Source organism: Streptomyces sp. NPDC058198, assembly GCF_042882605.1.
Classification (GTDB): domain Bacteria; phylum Actinomycetota; class Actinomycetes; order Streptomycetales; family Streptomycetaceae; genus Streptomyces.
Window position 1 is genome coordinate 17,422 of record NZ_JBHVVP010000017.1, and the last position, 17,913, is coordinate 35,334.

General features: G+C 70.9%; 17 protein-coding genes. 7 read left to right on the forward strand and 10 right to left on the reverse strand.

The window, feature by feature from the left end:
• Positions 1 to 62: 62 nt before the first annotated feature.
• Positions 63 to 767 (reverse strand): DUF4232 domain-containing protein, encoded by a 705-nt coding sequence (locus tag ACFVWW_RS31935; RefSeq protein ID WP_384186010.1) that lies wholly within the window; start codon positions 765 to 767, stop codon positions 63 to 65.
• A 185-nt stretch (positions 768 to 952) separates the two neighbouring features.
• Between ACFVWW_RS31935 and ACFVWW_RS31940 the strand changes: the two genes are divergently transcribed.
• The gene (locus ACFVWW_RS31940) at positions 953 to 2,254 is read left to right on the forward strand and encodes a helix-turn-helix domain-containing protein (protein WP_386879252.1); all 1,302 of its coding nucleotides are present in this window, start codon (positions 953 to 955) and stop codon (positions 2,252 to 2,254) included.
• A gap of 76 nt (positions 2,255 to 2,330) precedes the next feature.
• Here ACFVWW_RS31940 and argS read toward each other — a convergent pair whose 3' ends face one another.
• A complete protein-coding gene (argS, locus tag ACFVWW_RS31945; RefSeq protein ID WP_384335005.1) occupies positions 2,331 to 4,109 on the reverse strand; it encodes an arginine--tRNA ligase in 1,779 nt (592 codons plus the stop codon).
• Between the two features lie 171 nt (positions 4,110 to 4,280).
• Between argS and lysS the strand changes: the two genes are divergently transcribed.
• Positions 4,281 to 6,086: a lysine--tRNA ligase gene (gene lysS, locus ACFVWW_RS31950; RefSeq protein ID WP_386879251.1), complete on the forward strand. Its 1,806-nt coding sequence runs from the start codon at positions 4,281 to 4,283 to the stop codon at positions 6,084 to 6,086.
• Positions 6,087 to 6,191: 105 nt separating this feature from the next.
• On the opposite strand, the gene ACFVWW_RS31955 is transcribed toward lysS, so the two are convergent.
• The 3 genes from ACFVWW_RS31955 to ACFVWW_RS31965 form a co-directional block, all read right to left on the reverse strand.
• Complete coding sequence (locus tag ACFVWW_RS31955; RefSeq protein WP_386879250.1) at positions 6,192 to 7,775, reverse strand: DUF2637 domain-containing protein; 1,584 nt, start codon at positions 7,773 to 7,775, stop codon at positions 6,192 to 6,194.
• Between the two features lie 253 nt (positions 7,776 to 8,028).
• Positions 8,029 to 8,763: a DUF3558 domain-containing protein gene (locus ACFVWW_RS31960; protein ID WP_386879249.1), complete on the reverse strand. Its 735-nt coding sequence runs from the start codon at positions 8,761 to 8,763 to the stop codon at positions 8,029 to 8,031.
• A 123-nt stretch (positions 8,764 to 8,886) separates the two neighbouring features.
• Positions 8,887 to 9,777 (reverse strand): DUF3558 domain-containing protein, encoded by an 891-nt coding sequence (locus tag ACFVWW_RS31965; protein WP_384335017.1) that lies wholly within the window; start codon positions 9,775 to 9,777, stop codon positions 8,887 to 8,889.
• Between the two features lie 187 nt (positions 9,778 to 9,964).
• Between ACFVWW_RS31965 and ACFVWW_RS31970 the strand changes: the two genes are divergently transcribed.
• Entirely contained in the window at positions 9,965 to 11,158 is a 1,194-nt protein-coding gene (locus ACFVWW_RS31970; protein WP_384185993.1) for an RtcB family protein, read from the forward strand.
• Between the two features lie 81 nt (positions 11,159 to 11,239).
• Here the strand turns inward: ACFVWW_RS31970 and ACFVWW_RS31975 are convergent, their stop codons facing one another.
• Together ACFVWW_RS31975 and ACFVWW_RS31980 are read right to left on the reverse strand one after the other, a co-directional pair.
• Positions 11,240 to 12,013 carry an SDR family NAD(P)-dependent oxidoreductase gene (locus ACFVWW_RS31975; RefSeq protein WP_384185990.1) on the reverse strand — a complete coding sequence of 258 codons (774 nt, stop codon included), beginning with the start codon at positions 12,011 to 12,013 and terminating at the stop codon, positions 11,240 to 11,242.
• Positions 12,014 to 12,080: 67 nt separating this feature from the next.
• Positions 12,081 to 12,431, reverse strand: a complete 351-nt coding sequence (locus ACFVWW_RS31980; protein ID WP_384185987.1) for a YnfA family protein — start codon at positions 12,429 to 12,431, stop codon at positions 12,081 to 12,083.
• Between the two features lie 87 nt (positions 12,432 to 12,518).
• On the opposite strand from ACFVWW_RS31980, the gene ACFVWW_RS31985 reads away from it, so the two are divergent.
• Entirely contained in the window at positions 12,519 to 13,031 is a 513-nt protein-coding gene (locus tag ACFVWW_RS31985) for a hypothetical protein (protein WP_386879248.1), read from the forward strand.
• 44 nt (positions 13,032 to 13,075) lie between these two features.
• Here the strand turns inward: ACFVWW_RS31985 and ACFVWW_RS31990 are convergent, their stop codons facing one another.
• Positions 13,076 to 13,810, reverse strand: coding sequence for a Mut7-C RNAse domain-containing protein (locus tag ACFVWW_RS31990; protein ID WP_386879247.1), 735 nt, complete (start codon positions 13,808 to 13,810; stop codon positions 13,076 to 13,078).
• 130 nt (positions 13,811 to 13,940) lie between these two features.
• Here ACFVWW_RS31990 and ACFVWW_RS31995 point away from each other — a divergent pair, with 130 nt between their 5' ends.
• Together ACFVWW_RS31995 and ACFVWW_RS32000 are read left to right on the forward strand one after the other, a co-directional pair.
• Entirely contained in the window at positions 13,941 to 14,444 is a 504-nt protein-coding gene (locus tag ACFVWW_RS31995) for an FBP domain-containing protein (protein ID WP_384185979.1), read from the forward strand.
• A gap of 145 nt (positions 14,445 to 14,589) precedes the next feature.
• Positions 14,590 to 15,762: a GDSL-type esterase/lipase family protein gene (locus tag ACFVWW_RS32000; protein WP_386879261.1), complete on the forward strand. Its 1,173-nt coding sequence runs from the start codon at positions 14,590 to 14,592 to the stop codon at positions 15,760 to 15,762.
• A gap of 39 nt (positions 15,763 to 15,801) precedes the next feature.
• Here ACFVWW_RS32000 and ACFVWW_RS32005 read toward each other — a convergent pair whose 3' ends face one another.
• Positions 15,802 to 16,320 (reverse strand): GNAT family N-acetyltransferase, encoded by a 519-nt coding sequence (locus ACFVWW_RS32005; protein WP_384185973.1) that lies wholly within the window; start codon positions 16,318 to 16,320, stop codon positions 15,802 to 15,804.
• A 78-nt stretch (positions 16,321 to 16,398) separates the two neighbouring features.
• The gene (locus ACFVWW_RS32010) at positions 16,399 to 17,247 is read right to left on the reverse strand and encodes a DUF6597 domain-containing transcriptional factor (protein ID WP_384185970.1); all 849 of its coding nucleotides are present in this window, start codon (positions 17,245 to 17,247) and stop codon (positions 16,399 to 16,401) included.
• 63 nt (positions 17,248 to 17,310) lie between these two features.
• Between ACFVWW_RS32010 and ACFVWW_RS32015 the strand changes: the two genes are divergently transcribed.
• A complete protein-coding gene (locus ACFVWW_RS32015; RefSeq protein WP_384335031.1) occupies positions 17,311 to 17,880 on the forward strand; it encodes a TIGR03086 family metal-binding protein in 570 nt (189 codons plus the stop codon).
• Positions 17,881 to 17,913 lie beyond the last annotated feature (33 nt).

Genomic DNA, 17,913 nt, shown 5'->3' on the forward strand with positions numbered 1-17,913 from the left:
GATCTGTTCGGACGGCGCGGCTCGGCTGGAAGGATTCAGCCGAGCCGCGCCGCTGTGCCGGGTCACCAGGTGAGCGCGTCGTTCATCTCGTACTGCCAGTAGCTGACGGCCGCGTCGTCGTCCGTGTAAGTGCCCGCCGGGAGCTTGATGTGGGTGCCGGAGCCGACCGATCCCTGGCCGTCGCGGCTGTCGAAGAAGACGGTCAGGTTCGTGGCGGTGTAGCCGTGGGCGCCGTCGCCCTCGCCGGACAGCAAGATCGAGGCGTAGGCGGACTCACCGGGCGCGAGGGTGACCACGGCCTGCGGCCGGCTGGCGTCGATGACCTGGGTGGCGGCCTGCGCCTCGTCGAAACGGAGGAGCGGCGCCGCGTAGGCGTCACAGTTCCTGTTGCCGGTGTTGGTGGCGGTCAGCAGCAGGTGGTTGATGGGCCGGCTCACCTTCGTGACGGTGACCTTCGTGGTGTCTCCGGTGCAGGGGATCCACTGCGTGCTGCCGCCCTTCCCGCCAGTGCCGCCCTTGCCGCCCTTGTCGGTCCCGGTGTTGCTCGTGTCCGGCTTCCGGCTCTGGCTCTGGCTCTGCTCCTGGGTCTGCTTGCTGCTCGACTGCTGGGCGGGGGCCTGCTGCTCGGGGGGTGTGACCGAGGCCGCGGGGGCGGTCGCTGAATCCGCGTCCCTCGTAACGCCGCCGCCGGAGCAGGCGGTGAGGGCGAGGGTGGCCACGAGGGCGGTGGCGGCGGCTGCGGCGGCACGGTTACGGATGATGCGCATGAGGGTGTCTCCCCGTTTCGATGTGCGGTGCGGTCTGTGCTGCACTCACTGTGTGGGGCGGCCGGAAGAGGCCGCAATCAGCAGGGGACAATGAGGGAAGCTGGAACGCCTGCGCACACTCTGACCTGCGGGGATACCGTGTGCCTGGAACGCGTTCCTGGGACGTACGAGGAGGGGGACAGCGGGTGGCGACGACCGAGGCCGAGGCTTTCGCGGCAGTGCTCAGGGAGCTGAAGGACCGCTCGGGACGGAGCTACGGCGTTCTCGCGGGGAAGCTCCATGTGAGTACGTCCACGCTGCACCGTTACTGCAACGGGGACGCCGTACCGGCTGAGTTCGCACCCGTCGAGCGGCTCGGGCGGCTGTGCGGGGCGACGGCCGAGGAGCTTGTCGCGCTGCACCGGCGGTGGATCCTGGCGGATGAGGCGAGAAGGCGAGGGAGGTCGGCGGAGTCCGCCGAGCCTGAGCCGGTGCCCGCCGTGGAGCCTGCGGTTGAGGTGCCCGCCGTCGAGGAGCCCGCCGTGGCGCCTGCGGTTGAGATGCCCGCTGTTGAGGAGCCTGCCGTCGCGGAGTCCACCGCCCCGCGTGCCAAACGCCTGCGTCTCGTCCTGGCCGCCGTGGCGGTCGTCGCCGTCGCCGTCCCCGCCATCGCCATCGGCAGCCGGGCCGCCCTCGCCTCCAAGGACGACTCCGTCGCCGCGGTGGTGTCCAACCCTCCGGGCAAGGACGCCGGGGAGAGCACACCGCCCTCCGGCGCGCGGGGCGAGGAATCACCGTCCGCCTCGCCCTCCGTCTCCCCCTCAGGCAGCGTCAGCCCGCCGGCCTCCAGCGGCGCGAGCCGGGCGCCCTCCGCCGGCCATACCTCGGGCGGGGGCGCGGCGGGCGGCGCGGTACCGGTGGTGGTGTCCACCCGGCCGTACGCCTGGGAAGACCCGTGCAGTCAGCACTACCTCATCAACCGCCCCGCGACGCAGGTCCCCCCGCCGCCCACCGAGCAGGACGCGTCCAGCTGGGTCGGCGCGCTCGGCGGGGTGGCGAGCGGTGGCCAGTTCATCGAACTCACCGCGCAGGGCACCGGCAGCGACACGGTCGTCCTGCAGGCCCTGCGCGTACACATCGTCAGGAGCGGCGCCCCGCTCGCCTGGACCGACTACGCCATGGGCGTCGGCTGCGGCGGCAACGTCTCCACCAAGTCCTTCGACGTCGACCTGGACGCGGGGCGGCCCAGTTCCGTACCGCGGTCCGGGCAGCGGGACTTCCCGTACAAGGTGAGCGAGCAGGACCCGGAGGTCCTGTACATCCACGCGCGCTCCATGGCGCGCGACGTCAGCTGGTATCTGGAGCTGGAGTGGTCCAGCGGCGACCGGTCCGGCACGCTCCGCGTGGACGACCGGGGCAAGCCCTTCCGTACGAGCGGATCCCGGGGCCGCCCCGCGTACGACTATCCGCCGGGCGGCACCGAGTGGCAGACGGCCGCCACCGGCTGACTGTCCGGTTGAAGCCGAGCCGTTGAGCCAGAGGGGCCGCCGGGTCGGAGAGGCCGGCGGGTCGGAGACCGGCCGGTCAGAGCCGCTCGGGGGCCCGGATACCGAGCAGCGCCAGGCCCTGCTGGAGCGTGCGGGCCGTGATGTCGCACAGGAAGAGACGGTTCTCGACCTGCGCGGGCGTCTCGGCCTTCAGCACCGGGCACTGTTCGAAGAAGGTCGCGTAGAGCGACGCCAGCTGGTAGAGGTACGCCGCCAGCTTGTGCGGCTCGTACGAGGACGCGACCTCCCCGAGCACCTCGCCGAACTGGTCCACGTGCAGACCGAGCGCCCGCTCGGCCGGGGCCAGTTCCAGCTCCGGGTGCGCGACGGGCGTGGCGTCCCCCGCCTTGCGCAGGATGGACCGGTTACGGGCGTACGCGTACTGGAGGTAGACCGACGTGTCGCCGGTCAGCGAGACCATCTGGTCCAGGTCGAACTTGTAGTCCCGTACCGCCGACGTCGACAGGTCCGCGTACTTCACGGCGCCGATACCGACGTACTGCCCGTTCTCGATGATCTCCTGCTCGCCGAGCCCCGCCTTCTCGGCCTTTTCCCGTACAACCGCCGTCGCGCGCTCGACCGCCTCGTCCAGCAGGTCCACCAGCCGTACGGTCTCGCCCTCACGGGTCTTGAACGGCTTGCCGTCCTTGCCGAGCACCGTGCCGAACGCCAGCTGGACGGCCTTCACCTCGTCGTTCAGCCAGCCAGCCCTGCGGGCGGTCTCGAAGACCATCTTGAAGTGCAGCGACTGGCGGGCGTCGACCACGTACAGCAGGGTCGTGGCGTCGAGGTTCCGCACCCGGTCCCGGATCGCGGAGAGGTCCGTGGCCGCGTAGCCGTAGCCGCCGTTGGTCTTCTTGACGATCAGCGGTACGGGGTTGCCGTCGGGGCCCTTCACGTCGTCGAAGAAGACACAGAGCGCGCCCTCGGAGCGGACGGCGACGCCCGTCTCCTCCAGGATGCGGCAGGTCTCCTCGAGCATGTCGTTGTAGCCGGACTCGCCCACGATGTCGGGGTCGTGGATCTCCATGTCCAGCTTGTCGAAGACCGAGTAGAAGTAGATCTTCGACTCGTCAACGAACCGCTGCCACAGGGCAAGAGTCTGTTCGTCGCCGGCCTGAAGGGCCACCACCCGGTCGCGGGACCGCGTCTTGAACTCCTCGTCGGAGTCGAAGACCGCGCGTGACGCCTTGTAGAGGCGGTTGAGGTTCGACATGGCCTCCTCGCCGGAGACCTCCGCGCCGCCCTCGCCCTCGCCCGTGTGGTCCAGCTCGTGCGGATGCTCGATCAGATACTGGATGAGCATGCCGAACTGGGTGCCCCAGTCGCCGATGTGATGGCGCCGGATCACCTTCTCGCCCATGAACTCCAGGATCTCGACCATCGCGGCGCCGATCACGGCGGACCGCAGATGCCCGACGTGCATCTCCTTGGCCACGTTCGGCTGCGCGTAGTCGATGACGGTCGTGCCCGTCCGCTCCGCGTGCGGAACACCGAGCCGGCCGTCCGCCGCGCGGGCCGCGAGGGTCTCGATGATCGCCCGGTCCGTGACGGTGATGTTGAGGAAGCCGGGTCCTGAGACCTCGATGTCCTTGATCACATCATGGGCGGGCAGGGACGAGACGACCCGCGTCGCCAGCTCGCGCGGGTTGCCCTTGAGCTTCTTCGCGAGCGCCAGGATGCCGTTGGCCTGGAAATCGGCCCGGTCGCTACGTCGCAGCAGCGGGTCCGCGGGACCGGCCTCCGGCAGGGCTGCCGAGAGGGCGTCCGCGATGCGCTGATCGACGGTCGAAGCGAGGGAAGTGACCGAGGCCATGGGCTGGTGCCGTTCCTGTCGGGTGCGGGGATTCCTCCCCAGTATCCCATGGGGTTTCAATCCGTTTTCGCTCTGTCGGAGGGACCTGGGAGAATGGCTGTCGCCGGTCCTCGCCCGTCGTGTCCGGCGCACTTGTCCGGCGCAGCTGTCCGGCGTACGAGAAAGAAGGACGTGCCGATCGTGGCTCAGAGCACCGAGACCGACTGGGTCTCCCGTTTCGCGGACGATGTCATCGCCGAGTCGGAGCGACGTGCGTCTGGCACGAAACACGCGGCCGCCGGTCCCCCTGTGGTCGTCGTCGCGTCAGGGCTTTCCCCCTCCGGCCCGATCCACCTGGGGAATCTGCGCGAGGTCATGACCCCGCACCTGGTCGCGGACGAGATCCGCAGGCGTGGGTACGAAGTCCGGCATCTGATCTCCTGGGACGACTACGACCGGTACCGCAAGGTGCCGGCGGGCGTCCCTGGCACGGACACTTCCTGGGCCGAGCACATCGGCAAGCCGCTCACCTCGGTGCCGGCCCCGGCCGGATCGGCGTATCCGAACTGGGCCGAGCACTTCAAGGCGGCGATGACGGAGTCGCTGGCCGAGCTGGGCGTCGAGTACGACGGCATCAGCCAGACCGAGCAGTACACCTCGGGGGTGTACCGCGAGCAGATCCTGCACGCGATGAAGCACCGCGCGGACATCGACGCGATCCTCGACCGCTACCGGACGAAGGACAAGGACAAGTCCGCAGCGGCAGGCGCGACGGGCGCGACGGGCGCGGGGCAGAAGCAGGGCCAGAAGCAGGGCCAGAAGAAGGTCGAGGAAGCCGAGCTGGAGGCCGCGGAGGGCTCGGGCGCGGCCGCCGAGGACGACGGCGGCGGCTCCGCGGGCTACTTCCCGTACAAGCCCTACTGCGGCGGCTGCGGCAAGGACCTGACCACCGTCACCGCGTACGACGACGAGACGACCGAGCTGACGTACACCTGCGCGGAGTGCGGCTTCACCGAGACGGTGCTGCTGAACGAGTTCAACCGCGGCAAGCTGGTCTGGAAGGTCGACTGGCCGATGCGCTGGGCGTACGAAGGCGTGATTTTCGAGCCCTCCGGCGTCGACCACTCCTCGCCCGGGTCGTCGTTCGTCGTCGGCGGGCAGATCGTGCGCGAGGTCTTCGACGGTGTGCAGCCGATCGGCCCGATGTACGCCTTCGTGGGGATCTCCGGGATGGCGAAGATGTCGTCGAGCAAGGGCGGGGTGCCGACCCCGGCCGACGCGCTGAAGATCATGGAGGCGCCGCTGCTGCGCTGGCTGTACGCGCGGCGCAGGCCCAACCAGTCGTTCAAGATCGCCTTCGACCAGGAGATCCAGCGGCTGTACGACGAGTGGGACGCGCTGGAGCGCAAGGTCGCCGACGGCACCGTACTGCCGGCCGACGCCGCCGCGTACGCCCGCGCCACGGGCACGGCGGCCGGTGAGCTGCCGCGTACGCCGCGCCCGCTGCCGTACCGCACGCTGGCCTCGGTCGTGGACATCACGGCCGGTGCCGAGGAGCAGACGCTGCGGATCCTGAGCGAGCTGGACCCGGACCGTCCGCTGACCTCGCTGGACGAGGTGCGGCCGCGGCTCGACCGGGCGGAGAACTGGATCACCAGCCAGGTGCCGGCGGAGGCCCGCACGATCGTGCGCGCCGAGCCGGACCACGAGCTGCTGGACTCGCTGGACGAGCAGGGGCGGGAGTCGCTCCGGCTGCTGCTGGCGGGTCTGGACAGCCACTGGTCGCTGGACGGGCTGACGACGCTTGTGTACGGCGTGCCGAAGACGATGGCGGGCCTGGCGCCGGACGCCAAGCCGACCCCCGAGCTGAAGATCGCGCAGCGGTCCTTCTTCGCGGTGCTCTACCAGCTGCTGGTCGGCCGCGACACCGGACCGCGGCTGCCCACGCTGCTGCTGGCGGTGGGGGCGGACCGGGTGAGGAAGCTGCTCGGCGCCTGATCCGCGGGTCTTCGGAGGGCCCTCATCCGTTCAGCCGGGTGGGGGCCCTCCGCCGTACGCGTGACTGGGGTCGGGCGAGGTGATCGGGCGAGGTGTCCGACGGGGTTACGCGATGTGCTCGGCGTCCAGATCCGACTGGTAGCGGTAGCGGAAGTCCTTCAGATAGGGCCGGAGCGAACTCTCGGTCAGCGGACCGCCGGTGCGCCCCGTGACGCCGTACAGGTCCATCAAGTACAGCCCGAACTGGCGGCTATTGGGGAAGTCGCCGCGCTCACTGACGTACTTCCGGAAGGCGTTGAGGTACGCCTCCTCGCGGGTGACGCCGTCGGGCAGGCCGGGGACGGGCAGTTCCTCGGGCTGATCGTCGGCGGGCAGGTCGTCGAGGTCGGCCTCCGGCGGCAGCTGGCCGTCGGGGCCGGGGCCCGCGTACTGCTGCTGCGGTGCCTGCTCCATGCCCGGGTACGGCCCCTCCGCACGCTGACCGGGCACGCCACCGAGCGGGCGGCTGCGGCCGGGGCCCGAGGGGATCATCACCGGCGTGGGCTCCAGGCCCTCGATGTACGTCGGGTTGTACGCGCCCTCGTACGCCCCCTCCGCCACCGGCGGGGCCGCGAACCACGGGCTCGACTGCGGCGCGGGAGCCGCCTGCTGCCACTCGTCCTGCCCCTGTCCGGGAGCCTGTCCGGCGGCCTGTCCTGGGTACTGTCCAGGGCCCTGTCCGGAGGGAGCGGCCTGCGCCGGGTGGGCGGCCTGGGTCTGTTCGCCGGCGCGCTGGGCCGGTATCTGCGCGTGGAGCGGGGCCTGGGCCGGAGCCGGTGCCTGGAGGTGGGCCTGGACCGGAGCTTGGACCGGGGCTTCGGGCCGGGTCTCTGCCTGGGTCTCGGACCGAGTCTCGGCATGGGCCGGGGCCCGGTCCGGGAGCTGCGGCTGCGCCTGCGCCGGTATCTCGCCCTGGCCCTTGGGCAGTTCGGCCGGCGCCGGCGCGGGCGGCAGCAGCGCCGGGTCGATACCGGCGGCGGCCAGACCCGCGGGAGCGGTGTTCGCGAGCGGTACGCCGTACTTCGCGAGCCGCAGCGGCATCAGCGACTCGACGGGCGCCTTACGGCGCCAGTTGCGGCCGAACCGGGCCTGGAGGCGCGACTGGTAGATGAGCCGGTCCTGTTCGAGCTTGATGACCTGCTCGTACGAACGCAGCTCCCACAGCTTCATCCGGCGCCACAGCTTGAACGTGGGGATCGGCGAGAGCAGCCAGCGGGTGAGCCGTACACCTTCCATGTGCTTGTCGGCGGTGATGTCCGCGATCCGGCCGACCGCGTGGCGCGCGGCCTCGACGGAGACGATGAAGAGGAGCGGGATCACCGCGTGCATCCCGACGCCCAGCGGGTCGGGCCAGGCGGCCGCGCCGTTGAAGGCGATGGTGGCGGTCGTCAGAATCCATGCCGACTGGCGCAGCAGCGGGAAGGGGATACGGATCCAGGTCAGCAGGAGGTCGAGCGCGAGCAGGACGCAGATCCCCGCGTCGATACCGATCGGGAAGACCAGCGAGAACTTCCCGAAGCCCTTCTCCTCCGCGAGTTCGCGAACGGCGGCGTACGACCCCGCGAAACCGATCGCGGCGATGACCACCGCTCCGGCGACCACGACCCCGATGAGTATCCGGTGCGTGCGTGTGAGCTGCATCGCGGCCACCCGCGACCCCTCCCGTATTCGACCCGTATCCGAACCGTGTTCGACCCCGTATTCGACGTCAGGTACGTGACAACCGGTACGCGACGACCCGACATCTGGCGGGCACAGCCTGGCACATGTGTGCGCGGGGCGTGGCGCGGGGAGCCGGGCCCGGCCCGGCGGGAAGGGCCCGGCCCCACGGAAAAGCGGAGAAAACGGCCCCCGACCGGGCCCGCGATTAGGCCCCCGACTTCGCCCGCGCCTGCGCCTGCGGCTACGAAGCCTTTGAGCTCTCCTTGGCGGCCGGCGCCTCCCCGGAGCCGCCGGCGACCGCCGCCACCGCCTCCTTGGCCGCCGTCGCCGCGTCCTTCGTCATATCGGCGATGCTCGGGGACTTCGCGCCCGCGTAACCCGCGCCGTTGTAGGTGAGCGTGACGACCGCGTTCTCCGTACGGGCCACGACCGTGGCGTACGAGAACTCCTCGTCCGTCTTCTTCAGGCTGTACGTCACCGTCGTCGCCTGGTCGCCGATACCGCTCGACGGGGCCGACTTCACGTCCTTCGCGCCCTCCGTGGCCTGCGCGTCGGCCACCTGCTTCGCGTAGAACGCGCCGGCGCGCTTCGCGCCGCTGCCGAGGCTCACATCGGAGTCGTACCGCACGAGCGAGACCACGAGCCAGCGATACTGCGAGCCCTTGACGCCCTTGTCGTCAAGGCCGTTCCAGGAGCAACTGCCGCGACTGGCGACATCACTGGACTTTCCGGACGTACCACCCTTGACCTTCGCCTTCGGGACGAGCGAGTCGATCGTCTTGCGGCCGATCGTCTTGCACGCGTCGGGAAGCTCGCTGTACTTGGCGGGCGCGACGGAGGCGGACGGCTTGGCGCTCGGCGAGGCGGAGCCGTCCGCGTCACTGTCGGAATCGGACGAGCAGCCGGCGGCGACGAGCATCACCGGAACGGCTGCGCAGGCGAGTATGCGGGTGAGTCGCGAGGCTGATCGGCGCATGGTTCCTTCAGTCATTGGTCGTACGGTCCGATCGGCCACGGTAACCGCCGAGCCGGGTCCGCGGGCCCGGGAACCGGACTCCGTCCTCCGTCGGCGGAGGATCCGCGGCGCGATCGGAGACAGCTATTCGTTGAGCTGCTCGACGAGCTTCCGGGCCAGCCCCCGTGCCCTGTCCTGCAGTTCTTGGCTGTCGGGGATCTCGGCGGGATGGGCGGCCTGCTCGGTGTACCGGACGGTCACGATCACATTCGATGTGCGGAACACCACGCTCACGGTGCGGTGCTGAGCGGCCGACCCCGACCGGGCGAGGACGTCGTCCAGGAAGGCGGCGTCGCCGAGGCCGTCCAGCCGGCGGGGCTCAAGTCCCTCGGCCGGCACGGTGTCGGACGGGGACGTGGAGGGGGTGGTCGACTCGCCGGCGGCATCGGAATCGGGACCGGAGTCGGGACCGGGTCCGGTCTGCGTCGTTTTGCCCGAGTCCGTCTCTGTCTCCGCCTCCGTCCCCGACGCGGGGGGCGGGCCGCTCGGCGGCTGTGACGCCTTCTCGTCGCGGGGGTCGTCGGGCGACGGCAGCGCCGCGACGCTCTCCTTCTTCGCGTACACATCCTGCGCCCGGTCGTCGTCGCTCACGGCCGGGTCGTACGACACCACGCGTTCGAGGTCGATCACCAGCTGGTGCGAGGCGGCGGCGGAATCGGCCTTCCAGCTGCAGCCGACGCGGCGGTCGGTGTCGTACGTGACCGAGGCCGTGCCCCCGTACACCTTCTCCTGCTGGTCCTCGGGGAGCGAGGCGGCCCCGGGCAGCAGCTCCTTGAGCGTCGCGCGCGGCACGGAGCCGCAGGGCTCGTTGAGCGTGCGGTACTTGCCGGGCGGCGCCGCGGACGGGGTGGGGCTGCCGGGCTTGGCGTCGGTGGCGGAGCTGTCGCCGTCGCTGCCGGCCGAGCAGCCGGCGACGACCGCCACGAGGAGCGCCGCCAGGCCGGGTACGTACGCCCTTCGCGCCTTTGGCTGCACGGTCCCGGGCTCCCTTCTGTACGGGGTTCCGCGCGGGGTGCCACGCGAAAACCGTTTGCCGCCCGATGGCGGTCGATGGACACAATGTCTATCGCACGCAACGCCGTCGACGCTGGTCGGCTGTCTCCTTTGACCGCCCTGGCTCCGGTTTTTGCGCTATCAGACTTTTCGGGGGAATTGAGGAACAATGTCGTATGTAGAGCTGCCCGGGGCGAAGGTCCCGATCCGTATGTGGGCGGACCCCGCGTCGGTCGACGACGGCGCGATGCAGCAGTTGCGCAATGTCGCCACCCTGCCCTGGATCAAGGGCCTCGCCGTGATGCCGGACGTGCACTACGGCAAGGGCGCGACGGTCGGCTCGGTGATCGCGATGCACGGCGCGGTCTGTCCGGCGGCGGTGGGGGTGGACATCGGCTGCGGAATGTCCGCGGTGAAGACCTCCCTGACGGCGAACCATCTGCCGGGCGATCTGTCCCGCCTGCGCTCCAAGATCGAACAGGCCATCCCGGTGGGCCGCGGAATGCACGACGACCCGGTGGACCCGGGCCGGCTGCACGGCTTCCCGACGGCGGGGTGGGACGACTTCTGGGGGCGGTTCGACGGAGTGGCCGATTCGGTCAAATTCCGTCAGGGGCGTGCCACGAAGCAGATGGGAACGCTCGGATCCGGAAATCACCACATTGAAGTGAGTCTCGATTCCAAGGGATCGGTATGGCTCACGCTCCACTCCGGCTCCCGGAACATCGGCAAGGAACTGGCCGAGCACCACATCGGTGTGGCACAGAAGCTGTCGCACAACCAGGGGCTGGTCGACCGTGACCTGGCCGTCTTCGTCTCGGACACGCCGCAGATGGCGGCCTACCGCAATGACCTCTTCTGGGCGCAGGAATACGCGAAGCACAACCGCGCGATCATGATGGGGCTGCTCAAGGATGTGATCCGGAAGGAGTTCAAGAAGGCCCGGGTCACTTTCGAGCAGGAAATCAGCTGCCATCACAACTATGTCGCCGAGGAACGGTACGACGGCATGGACCTGCTGGTCACGCGTAAGGGCGCGATCCGTGCGGGCTCCGGTGACTACGGGATCATCCCCGGCTCGATGGCCACCGGCACATACATCGTCAAGGGTCTCGGAAACACCGCCGCCTTCAACTCGGCCTCGCACGGCGCCGGCCGTCGCCTGAGCCGCAGCGCGGCGAAGCGGCAGTTCTCGACGCGGGACCTGGAGGAGCAGACACGGGGTGTGGAGTGCCGCAAGGACTCCGGCGTCGTGGACGAGATCCCGGCCGCGTACAAGCCGATCGAGCAGGTCATCGACCAGCAGCGGGACCTGGTCGAGGTGGTGGAGAAGCTGAAGCAGGCCATCTGCGTAAAGGGCTGAGGCGCACGGGGACAGCGCGCCTCGATGCAACGGGGGCCGGCCGGCCCCAGGCTTTCCGCCTGGGGCCGGCCTTTCGGCGCGTCACAGCTCTCGGTGGACCTTGGAGTTGGAGGCCTGGGCGCGGGGGCGGATTACCAGGAGGTCGATGTTGACGTGGCTGGGGCGGGTGACCGCCCAGGTGATGGTGTCGGCCACATCGTCGGCGGTGAGGGGCTCGGCCACGCCCGCGTAGACCTTCGCGGCCTTCTCGGTGTCGCCGTTGAAGCGGGTGGTCGCGAACTCCTCCGTCTTGACCATGCCGGGGGCGACCTCGATCACCCGGACCGGGGTGCCGACGATTTCCAGGCGGAGGGTCTCGGCGAGGACGTGGGCGCCGTGCTTGGCGGCGACGTAGCCCGCGCCGCCCTCGTAGGTGGCGAGGCCGGCGGTGGAGGAGATGATGACGACCGTGCCGTCGCCGCTCGCGGTGAGGGCCGGAAGCAGGGCCTGGGTGAGGTTGAGCGTGCCGAGGACGTTCGTCTCGTACATCTGACGCCAGTCGGCGGGGTCGCCGGTCGCGACCGGGTCGGCGCCCAGGGCGCCGCCGGCGTTGTTGACCAGGACGTCCACGGAGGGGAAGCCGCCGAGCTCGGTGGCGAAGGCGTCGACGGCCGGGCGGTCGGTGACATCGAGGGCGTAGGCGGTGGCGCGGTGGCCGGCGGCGGTGAGCTCCGCGGCGAGCGCCTCGATACGGTCCTTGCGGCGGGCGGTGACGACGACGTGGTAGCCGGCGGCGGCGAGCTGTCGGGCGGTGGCGGCGCCGATGCCGCTGCTCGCTCCGGTGATGACGGCGATGGGGTTCCCCGCGGCGGTCATGACGTACTCCTCGCGCGTGTGATCGATGTCAGACCAGGATAGGTGTTCGGATCACGGCCCCGGCGGGTCAGTGGCCGCGCGGTGCGTACATGATCAGCGCCATACCGGCCAGGCAGACCAGCGCTCCCGTGACGTCCCAGCGGTCCGGGCGGTAGCCGTCGGCGACCATGCCCCAGACGATCGAGCCGGCGACGAAGACCCCGCCGTACGCGGCGAGGATGCGGCCGAACTCGCCGTCCGGCTGGAGCGTGGCGACAAAGCCGTAGGCGCCGAGGGCGATGACCCCGGCGCCGATCCAGATCCAGCCGCGTCCGCCGCCGGTGCCGTCGCCGCGTACCCCCTGCCAGACGAGCCAGGCGCCGCCGATCTCGAAAAGCGCGGCGACGAGGAAGAGGGCGGCGGAGCGGAGCACGAGCATGGGGAAAGCCTGCCATGTGGGTGATCAGAGGCGCGTCGGGCCGACGGGTGGTCGGGATTGCGGTGTGATGATCGATATCTTCCGGCTATGGGTGTGATGAGCAAAGCGCTGCTGGTGGGGGTGTCCGCCACCACGGCGGTGGTGATGAGCGCGGGTGCCGGAGCCGCCGGCGCCGAGGGTGCCGATGGCGTTATCGGTGCGGACCGGGCCGTCGCGCCGGAGGCCGATGTGGCGCACCACGGGCACGCGTCGCTGTGGAGCGGGCAGCTGGCGGTCCGGCTCCGGCCCGAGAATCACGGCCCGTCCGGGCTGACGGACGCGACCGTACGGCTGGACTTCTCGGCCCCTCTGGCGCGCGGCCAGGCGCTGCCCGCCGACTGCCTCTGGGGCGGCGACCGGACGGTGCTGTGCCGTACGGGGCAGCTCCGGGCGGACGGGCGGGGCCGTGAGATCACTCTCGACCTCAGGACGGCCGGCAGCCCCGCCGAGGTGGTCGTACGGATCGACACCGCGTGGAACGGCGGCGCGAGCGACCGTAATCCCGAGAACCATCAGCACCGGGTGCTGACGCCCGACACGGGGGATCCGTACGCCTTCTGAGCCGGCTGCTGACCCCGTCGCCGTTCGGCCTCCGTCGGTGGTGGCTACGCCGCGGCGGCGCCGAATTCGCGTACGGCGTCTTCGACGATCGCCGCCAGCCGTGCGTGGTGCGCGCCCCGCCAGTACACCCGCCCGCACGCCGTGCACTGCGCGAAGACGTCGTACGAACGCTGCGTGCCGTCCTTCAGCTGCTCCTGGACGGACTCCTTGTCGGCCGGGCCCAGCTCGCCGTTGCAGGCGGTGCAGCGGGTCCATGGCGCGAGGGCGGGCGCGAAGCGTTCCAGTACGTCCCGGAGCTGGTCGTCGGGGCGGTCGCTGTAGATGTACGCCCCCGCCCAGATCTCGCGCCGCCGCAGCAGTCCCCGGTCGCGGGACAGCATCACCCGGCGCTCCGCCGCGGAGAGGGTGGCCAGCGCGGGATCTCCGAGGTCCTCGTTCTCGTACGCCGCGTCGATGCCCAGCAGCCGCAGTCGCCGCGCGAGCGTGCCGAGGTGCACGTCGAGCAGAAAGCGCAGGGGCGCTCCCGGCACCCGCTGCGGCCGCTCCACGGCCCGCACCTCCACGGATTCGCCCGCGGCGGGGATGTGGGAGACGGGCACGTCGCGGCCGTCGACCAGCAGCGGACCGACTTCGGTGAGCGGGACGCCGAGGGATTCGACGGCATGGCCGAGCGTGGACGAGCCGTCGGTGAGGAGGGCCGTACGCCCCTGACGCCGTTCGGCCGCGACGAAGAGGCGCAGCTCAGGGGCGAAATCGATCTGGATCTCGGGTCCGTTCACCTCGTCAGGATGTCATTGGACGTGGCGAAGGAGCCAGGGCTTTCCGGGCGTGGTGGCGTCGGCCGCGACCTGGAGGATCACGCGGATATTGCGATGCGGGCCGATCGGGGCGGGCATAGGGTCGATGCCCGTGGAACCACTCACCGAGAAACAGATCCGCTCATCCTTCGTGAACTGCACCAAGGGCGAGGCGGCGCGGCTGCGGCTGCCGCTCGACTTCGCCGAACTGCCCTGGGGGGACCTGGACTTCTTGGGGTGGGTGGATCCGGGGGCGCCGCTGCGGGCACATCTCGTGCTGTCCGGGGCGCAGGGGCCGCTGGGGATATCTCTGCGGGTGCCCTCCGTGGGCCGCACCAGTGCGATGAAGTCGAGTCTGTGCCAGATCTGTCTGACGGGTCACGCTTCCTCCGGGGTCACCTTGCTGGCCGCTCCGTTGGCGGGCGCCCGGGGCCGCGAGGGCAACACGGTCGGCATCTATGTCTGCGCGGACCTCGCCTGCCCCCTGTATGTGCGGGGCAAGCGGCAGCCGAAGCTGCGTTCCGGGCGGTACGAGGAGTCCCTGACCCTGGACGAGCGCCTCGCGCGGATGTCGGGCAATCTGGATGCCTTCGTGGCCAGGATCACCGAGGCGTGAGCCCCGTGCGCGGGCGGAAAATCCAGATGCGGATCGGGGATCCCCTTGGCAGGCTGCGATCATGAGCCTCCCGCCCGGCGACGCCCCTGACAACGTCTCTGACGATGCCTCCGGCGACGTCTCTGATGATGCCCCCGGCGACCGCATGCCGGCCGGCGCGAGCGGGTGGATCACCACCCCCGTCGACGCCCGCCTGCTGCGCGGGGCTCTGGAGGTGGAACGCACCGCGCGGGGCGTGCTGCCGCATCGGCTGCCCGCCCGGGCCCGCGGTCAGTTCCCCGACGCCTACCTGGAGAGGGTCGAGACCCAGCCCTCCGGAGTGCGGCTGGCCTTCCGCACCCGCGCCCGCGTCGTCGAGCTGGACGTGCTCCCCACCAAGACCGTCTACCCCGGCGCCCCGCCCCGGCCGGACGGGCTGTACGACCTGCTCGTCGACGGTCGCCGGGCCGGCCGCACCAGCGTGGCCGGCGGCAACGTCCTCACCGTCGACCTGGCCACCCAGTCCGCCGAGATCAGCCCCGGGCCGCCCGGCACCGCCCGGTTCGCCGGCCTGCCCGCCGGTGAGAAGGACATCGAGATCTGGCTGCCGCACACGGAGATCACCGAGCTGATAGCCCTGCGCACCGACGCCCCGGTCGAGGCCGCGCCGGAGAGCGGCCGCAGGGTGTGGCTGCACCACGGCAGTTCGATCAGCCACGGCTCCAACGCCGACGGCCCCACCGAGATCTGGCCCGCGCTGGTCGCCGCCCTCGGCGGTGTGGAGCTGACCAACCTGGGCCTGGGCGGCAACGCCCTGCTCGACCCGTTCACCGCGCGCGCCCTGCGGGACGCCCCCGCGGACCTGATCAGCGTCAAGATCGGTATCAACCTGGTCAACACCGATCTGATGCGGCTGCGCGCGTTCGGCCCGGCGGTCCACGGCTTCCTCGACACCATCCGCGAGGGGCACCCCGATACGCCGCTGCTGGTGGTCTCCCCGATCCTGTGCCCCTTCCAGGAGGACACCCCGGGCCCGATCGCACCCGAGTTCGACGGCGGGAGGCTGCGGTTCCGGGCGCTGGGCGATCCGTCGGAGCCCGGGCGGCTGACGCTGAACGTCATCCGGGACGAGCTCGCCCGCATCACCGCCCGGCGGGCTGCCGACGATCCGAACCTGCACTACCTCGACGGCCGTGCGCTGTACGGCGAGGCGGACTACGCCGAGCTGCCGCTGCCTGACGGCCTCCACCCGGACACGGCCGGCCACCGCCGCATCGGCGAACGCTTCGCCGAGGCGGTCTTCGGCGCCGGAGGCCCGTTCGCCGCCACCGTCGACTGAGGCCGGTTCGCCGCCACCGTCGGCTGAGGGTGCCGCCCGTCAGGTGAGCTCCAGTCGCCAGTCGTTGCAGTGCATCACGTGGCCCGGCGGGTACTCGACCTCGCATTCGTCCTGGAGCGAGAACCCCGCCCTGCGGCAGAGCGCGTTCGACGGGGGATTGGAGACGGACGGGAAGGCGTGCAGATAGCGGTGCTTCTTCTCGGCCCGCGCCCGCTCCACGACGGCCGCGGTCGCAGCCGCCGCGATGCCCCGCCCCTGGAACGCGGCGAGCACCGCCCAGCCCGTCTCGTACACCTGCTGCCCCTGCCAGGTCTGCTCCCAGAACCCGATCGTGCCGACAGCCTCGCCGTCCGGCAGCAGCACGACCCGGAACATCCTGCCCTTGCCCGTCCGGTCGGCGCTCAGGTCCACGTACCGTCTGTGCCGCTTGAGCAGCTGTTCTTCGGTCTCGGGGCCGCCGAGATGGTTCATCAGCTCCGGGGCGTTCGCCGCGCGCAGCAGATCGAGATCGCTCTCCGACCATGGTTCGAGTCCTACCCGCGGTGCGTTGATCTCCATGTCACGCACTGTAGGACGGGGGTCTGACATCCGGCCCGGACCGGTGCTACGGGCGACCGTCCGTGACCCGTATAGGACCTAGGGACCGGGGCGGGCGTACGCCGTCGGGGGTACCCCTACCGTCGCCGTGAAGGCCCGTACGAGATGTGCCTGATCGCTGTAGCCGAGATCGGCGGCCAGCTGCGCCCAGTCGACCTCCGCGCCGGGCTCCGCCGAGCCCTCGGAGCCCCCTTCCGCGCGCTCCAGCGCCTCATGAATGCGGTAGCGCAGGATGACCCACTTCGGCCCCACCCCCACATACGTGGCGAACAGCCGTTGCAGCGAGCGCGCCGAGACCCCTTCCGCCTCGGCGAGCCGCGTCACGCGCCGGATCGTGCGGTCCGTCCTGATCCGGTCGGCCAGGGCCATGGCATGCTCCGCCTGCGGATCCGGCCGCGGGCCGGCGCGCAGCAGATACGCGTCGAGCGCGGCCACCCGCGCGTCCTCCTCGGCCTCGGCCGGGCCGAGCACCGCCGCGAGGTCCGCGTCCGTCGTCGGCATGACCTCGCCGAGCGGCACCCGCCGCCCCGTCCACCGCGATACGGGCCACCGCGGCGCGAACGGCCGGAAGCCGCCCGGTCTGAACTGCACCCCGCACACCCGGCCGCGCCCCTCCAGCTTCTGTGTGAAGAGGTCGAGACCGATGCCCGCGACCTCCGCGAAGGTCGCGCTGCCCGGCCCGTCGCCGAACCGCTGGAAGACCACGTTCACCGAGGGATGCGGCACCACATGGGAGGCGTACGGCTGCGCCAGATCCCAGTCGATCAGCCAGTAGTGCTCCAGATACGGCCGCAGGTCCGGGGCCGGCTCGCGGCGGCGGAAGCGTACCCGCGCGAAAAGCTCGGGGGCGTCGACGATGCCCCGGGTGTCACGCCGTGGACCTGCCATGCCCCGGATCCTATGTCGCGTTTGTTCAAGACGCGCCGCGCCGTCGGTTCATACGGTCAGAACATGAGCGACAAGATCAGCACACTGTTGGAGGTGGCGGCCGACCATGCCGTCACCGTCATCCGCGCCCTCACCGACGACCAGCTCACCGCGCCGACCCCGTGCAGTGAGTACGACGTACACGCCCTGGCCGACCATCTCTTCCAGGTGGTCGTGAACTTCCAGGCGCTGGCCGCCAAGAAGGACGCCGACTTCGGCGCCGCCCCCGAGCATCTGACGGGAGAGTGGCGTGACCGGTTCGCCGACGAGACCCTACGGCTCATCAAGGCCTGGGACGCGCCGGGCGCCGAGGAAGGCACCTCGGGGGCCATGGGGCTGCCGTCCAGGACCGTGGGCGCGATGGTCCTCGGCGACCTGACCGTGCACGGGTGGGATCTGGCGCGTGCGACGGGGCAGCCGTACGAGCCGGATGCGGCGCTCGTCGCGATGCTCGGGGAGGAGTTCGCGGCGCTGGCGCCGACGGCGCGCTCGATGGGGATGTTCGGGGAGCCCGTACCGGTGGCGGAGGACGCGAGCCCGTTCGACGTGCTGCTGGCCGCGACGGGCCGCGATCCGCACTGGACCCGTCCGTAGCGCACGCCCCGGGCGGCGGGCCCGGGGGCAGCG

Excerpts from the sequence above, each read along its gene's own strand:
- ACFVWW_RS31935 (WP_384186010.1), bottom strand. The coding sequence starts at position 767 with ATGCGCATCATCCGTAACCGTGCCGCCGCAGCCGCCGCCACCGCCCTC.
- argS (WP_384335005.1), bottom strand. The coding sequence starts at position 4,109 with ATGGCCTCGGTCACTTCCCTCGCTTCGACCGTCGATCAGCGCATCGCG.
- ACFVWW_RS31960 (WP_386879249.1), bottom strand. The coding sequence starts at position 8,763 with ATGCGCCGATCAGCCTCGCGACTCACCCGCATACTCGCCTGCGCAGCC.
- ACFVWW_RS31970 (WP_384185993.1), top strand. The coding sequence starts at position 9,965 with ATGTCGTATGTAGAGCTGCCCGGGGCGAAGGTCCCGATCCGTATGTGG.
- ACFVWW_RS31975 (WP_384185990.1), bottom strand. The coding sequence starts at position 12,013 with ATGACCGCCGCGGGGAACCCCATCGCCGTCATCACCGGAGCGAGCAGC.
- ACFVWW_RS31980 (WP_384185987.1), bottom strand. The coding sequence starts at position 12,431 with ATGCTCGTGCTCCGCTCCGCCGCCCTCTTCCTCGTCGCCGCGCTTTTC.
- ACFVWW_RS31985 (WP_386879248.1), top strand. The coding sequence starts at position 12,519 with ATGGGTGTGATGAGCAAAGCGCTGCTGGTGGGGGTGTCCGCCACCACG.
- ACFVWW_RS32000 (WP_386879261.1), top strand. The coding sequence starts at position 14,590 with ATGCCGGCCGGCGCGAGCGGGTGGATCACCACCCCCGTCGACGCCCGC.
- ACFVWW_RS32005 (WP_384185973.1), bottom strand. The coding sequence starts at position 16,320 with ATGGAGATCAACGCACCGCGGGTAGGACTCGAACCATGGTCGGAGAGC.
- ACFVWW_RS32010 (WP_384185970.1), bottom strand. The coding sequence starts at position 17,247 with ATGGCAGGTCCACGGCGTGACACCCGGGGCATCGTCGACGCCCCCGAG.
- ACFVWW_RS32015 (WP_384335031.1), top strand. The coding sequence starts at position 17,311 with ATGAGCGACAAGATCAGCACACTGTTGGAGGTGGCGGCCGACCATGCC.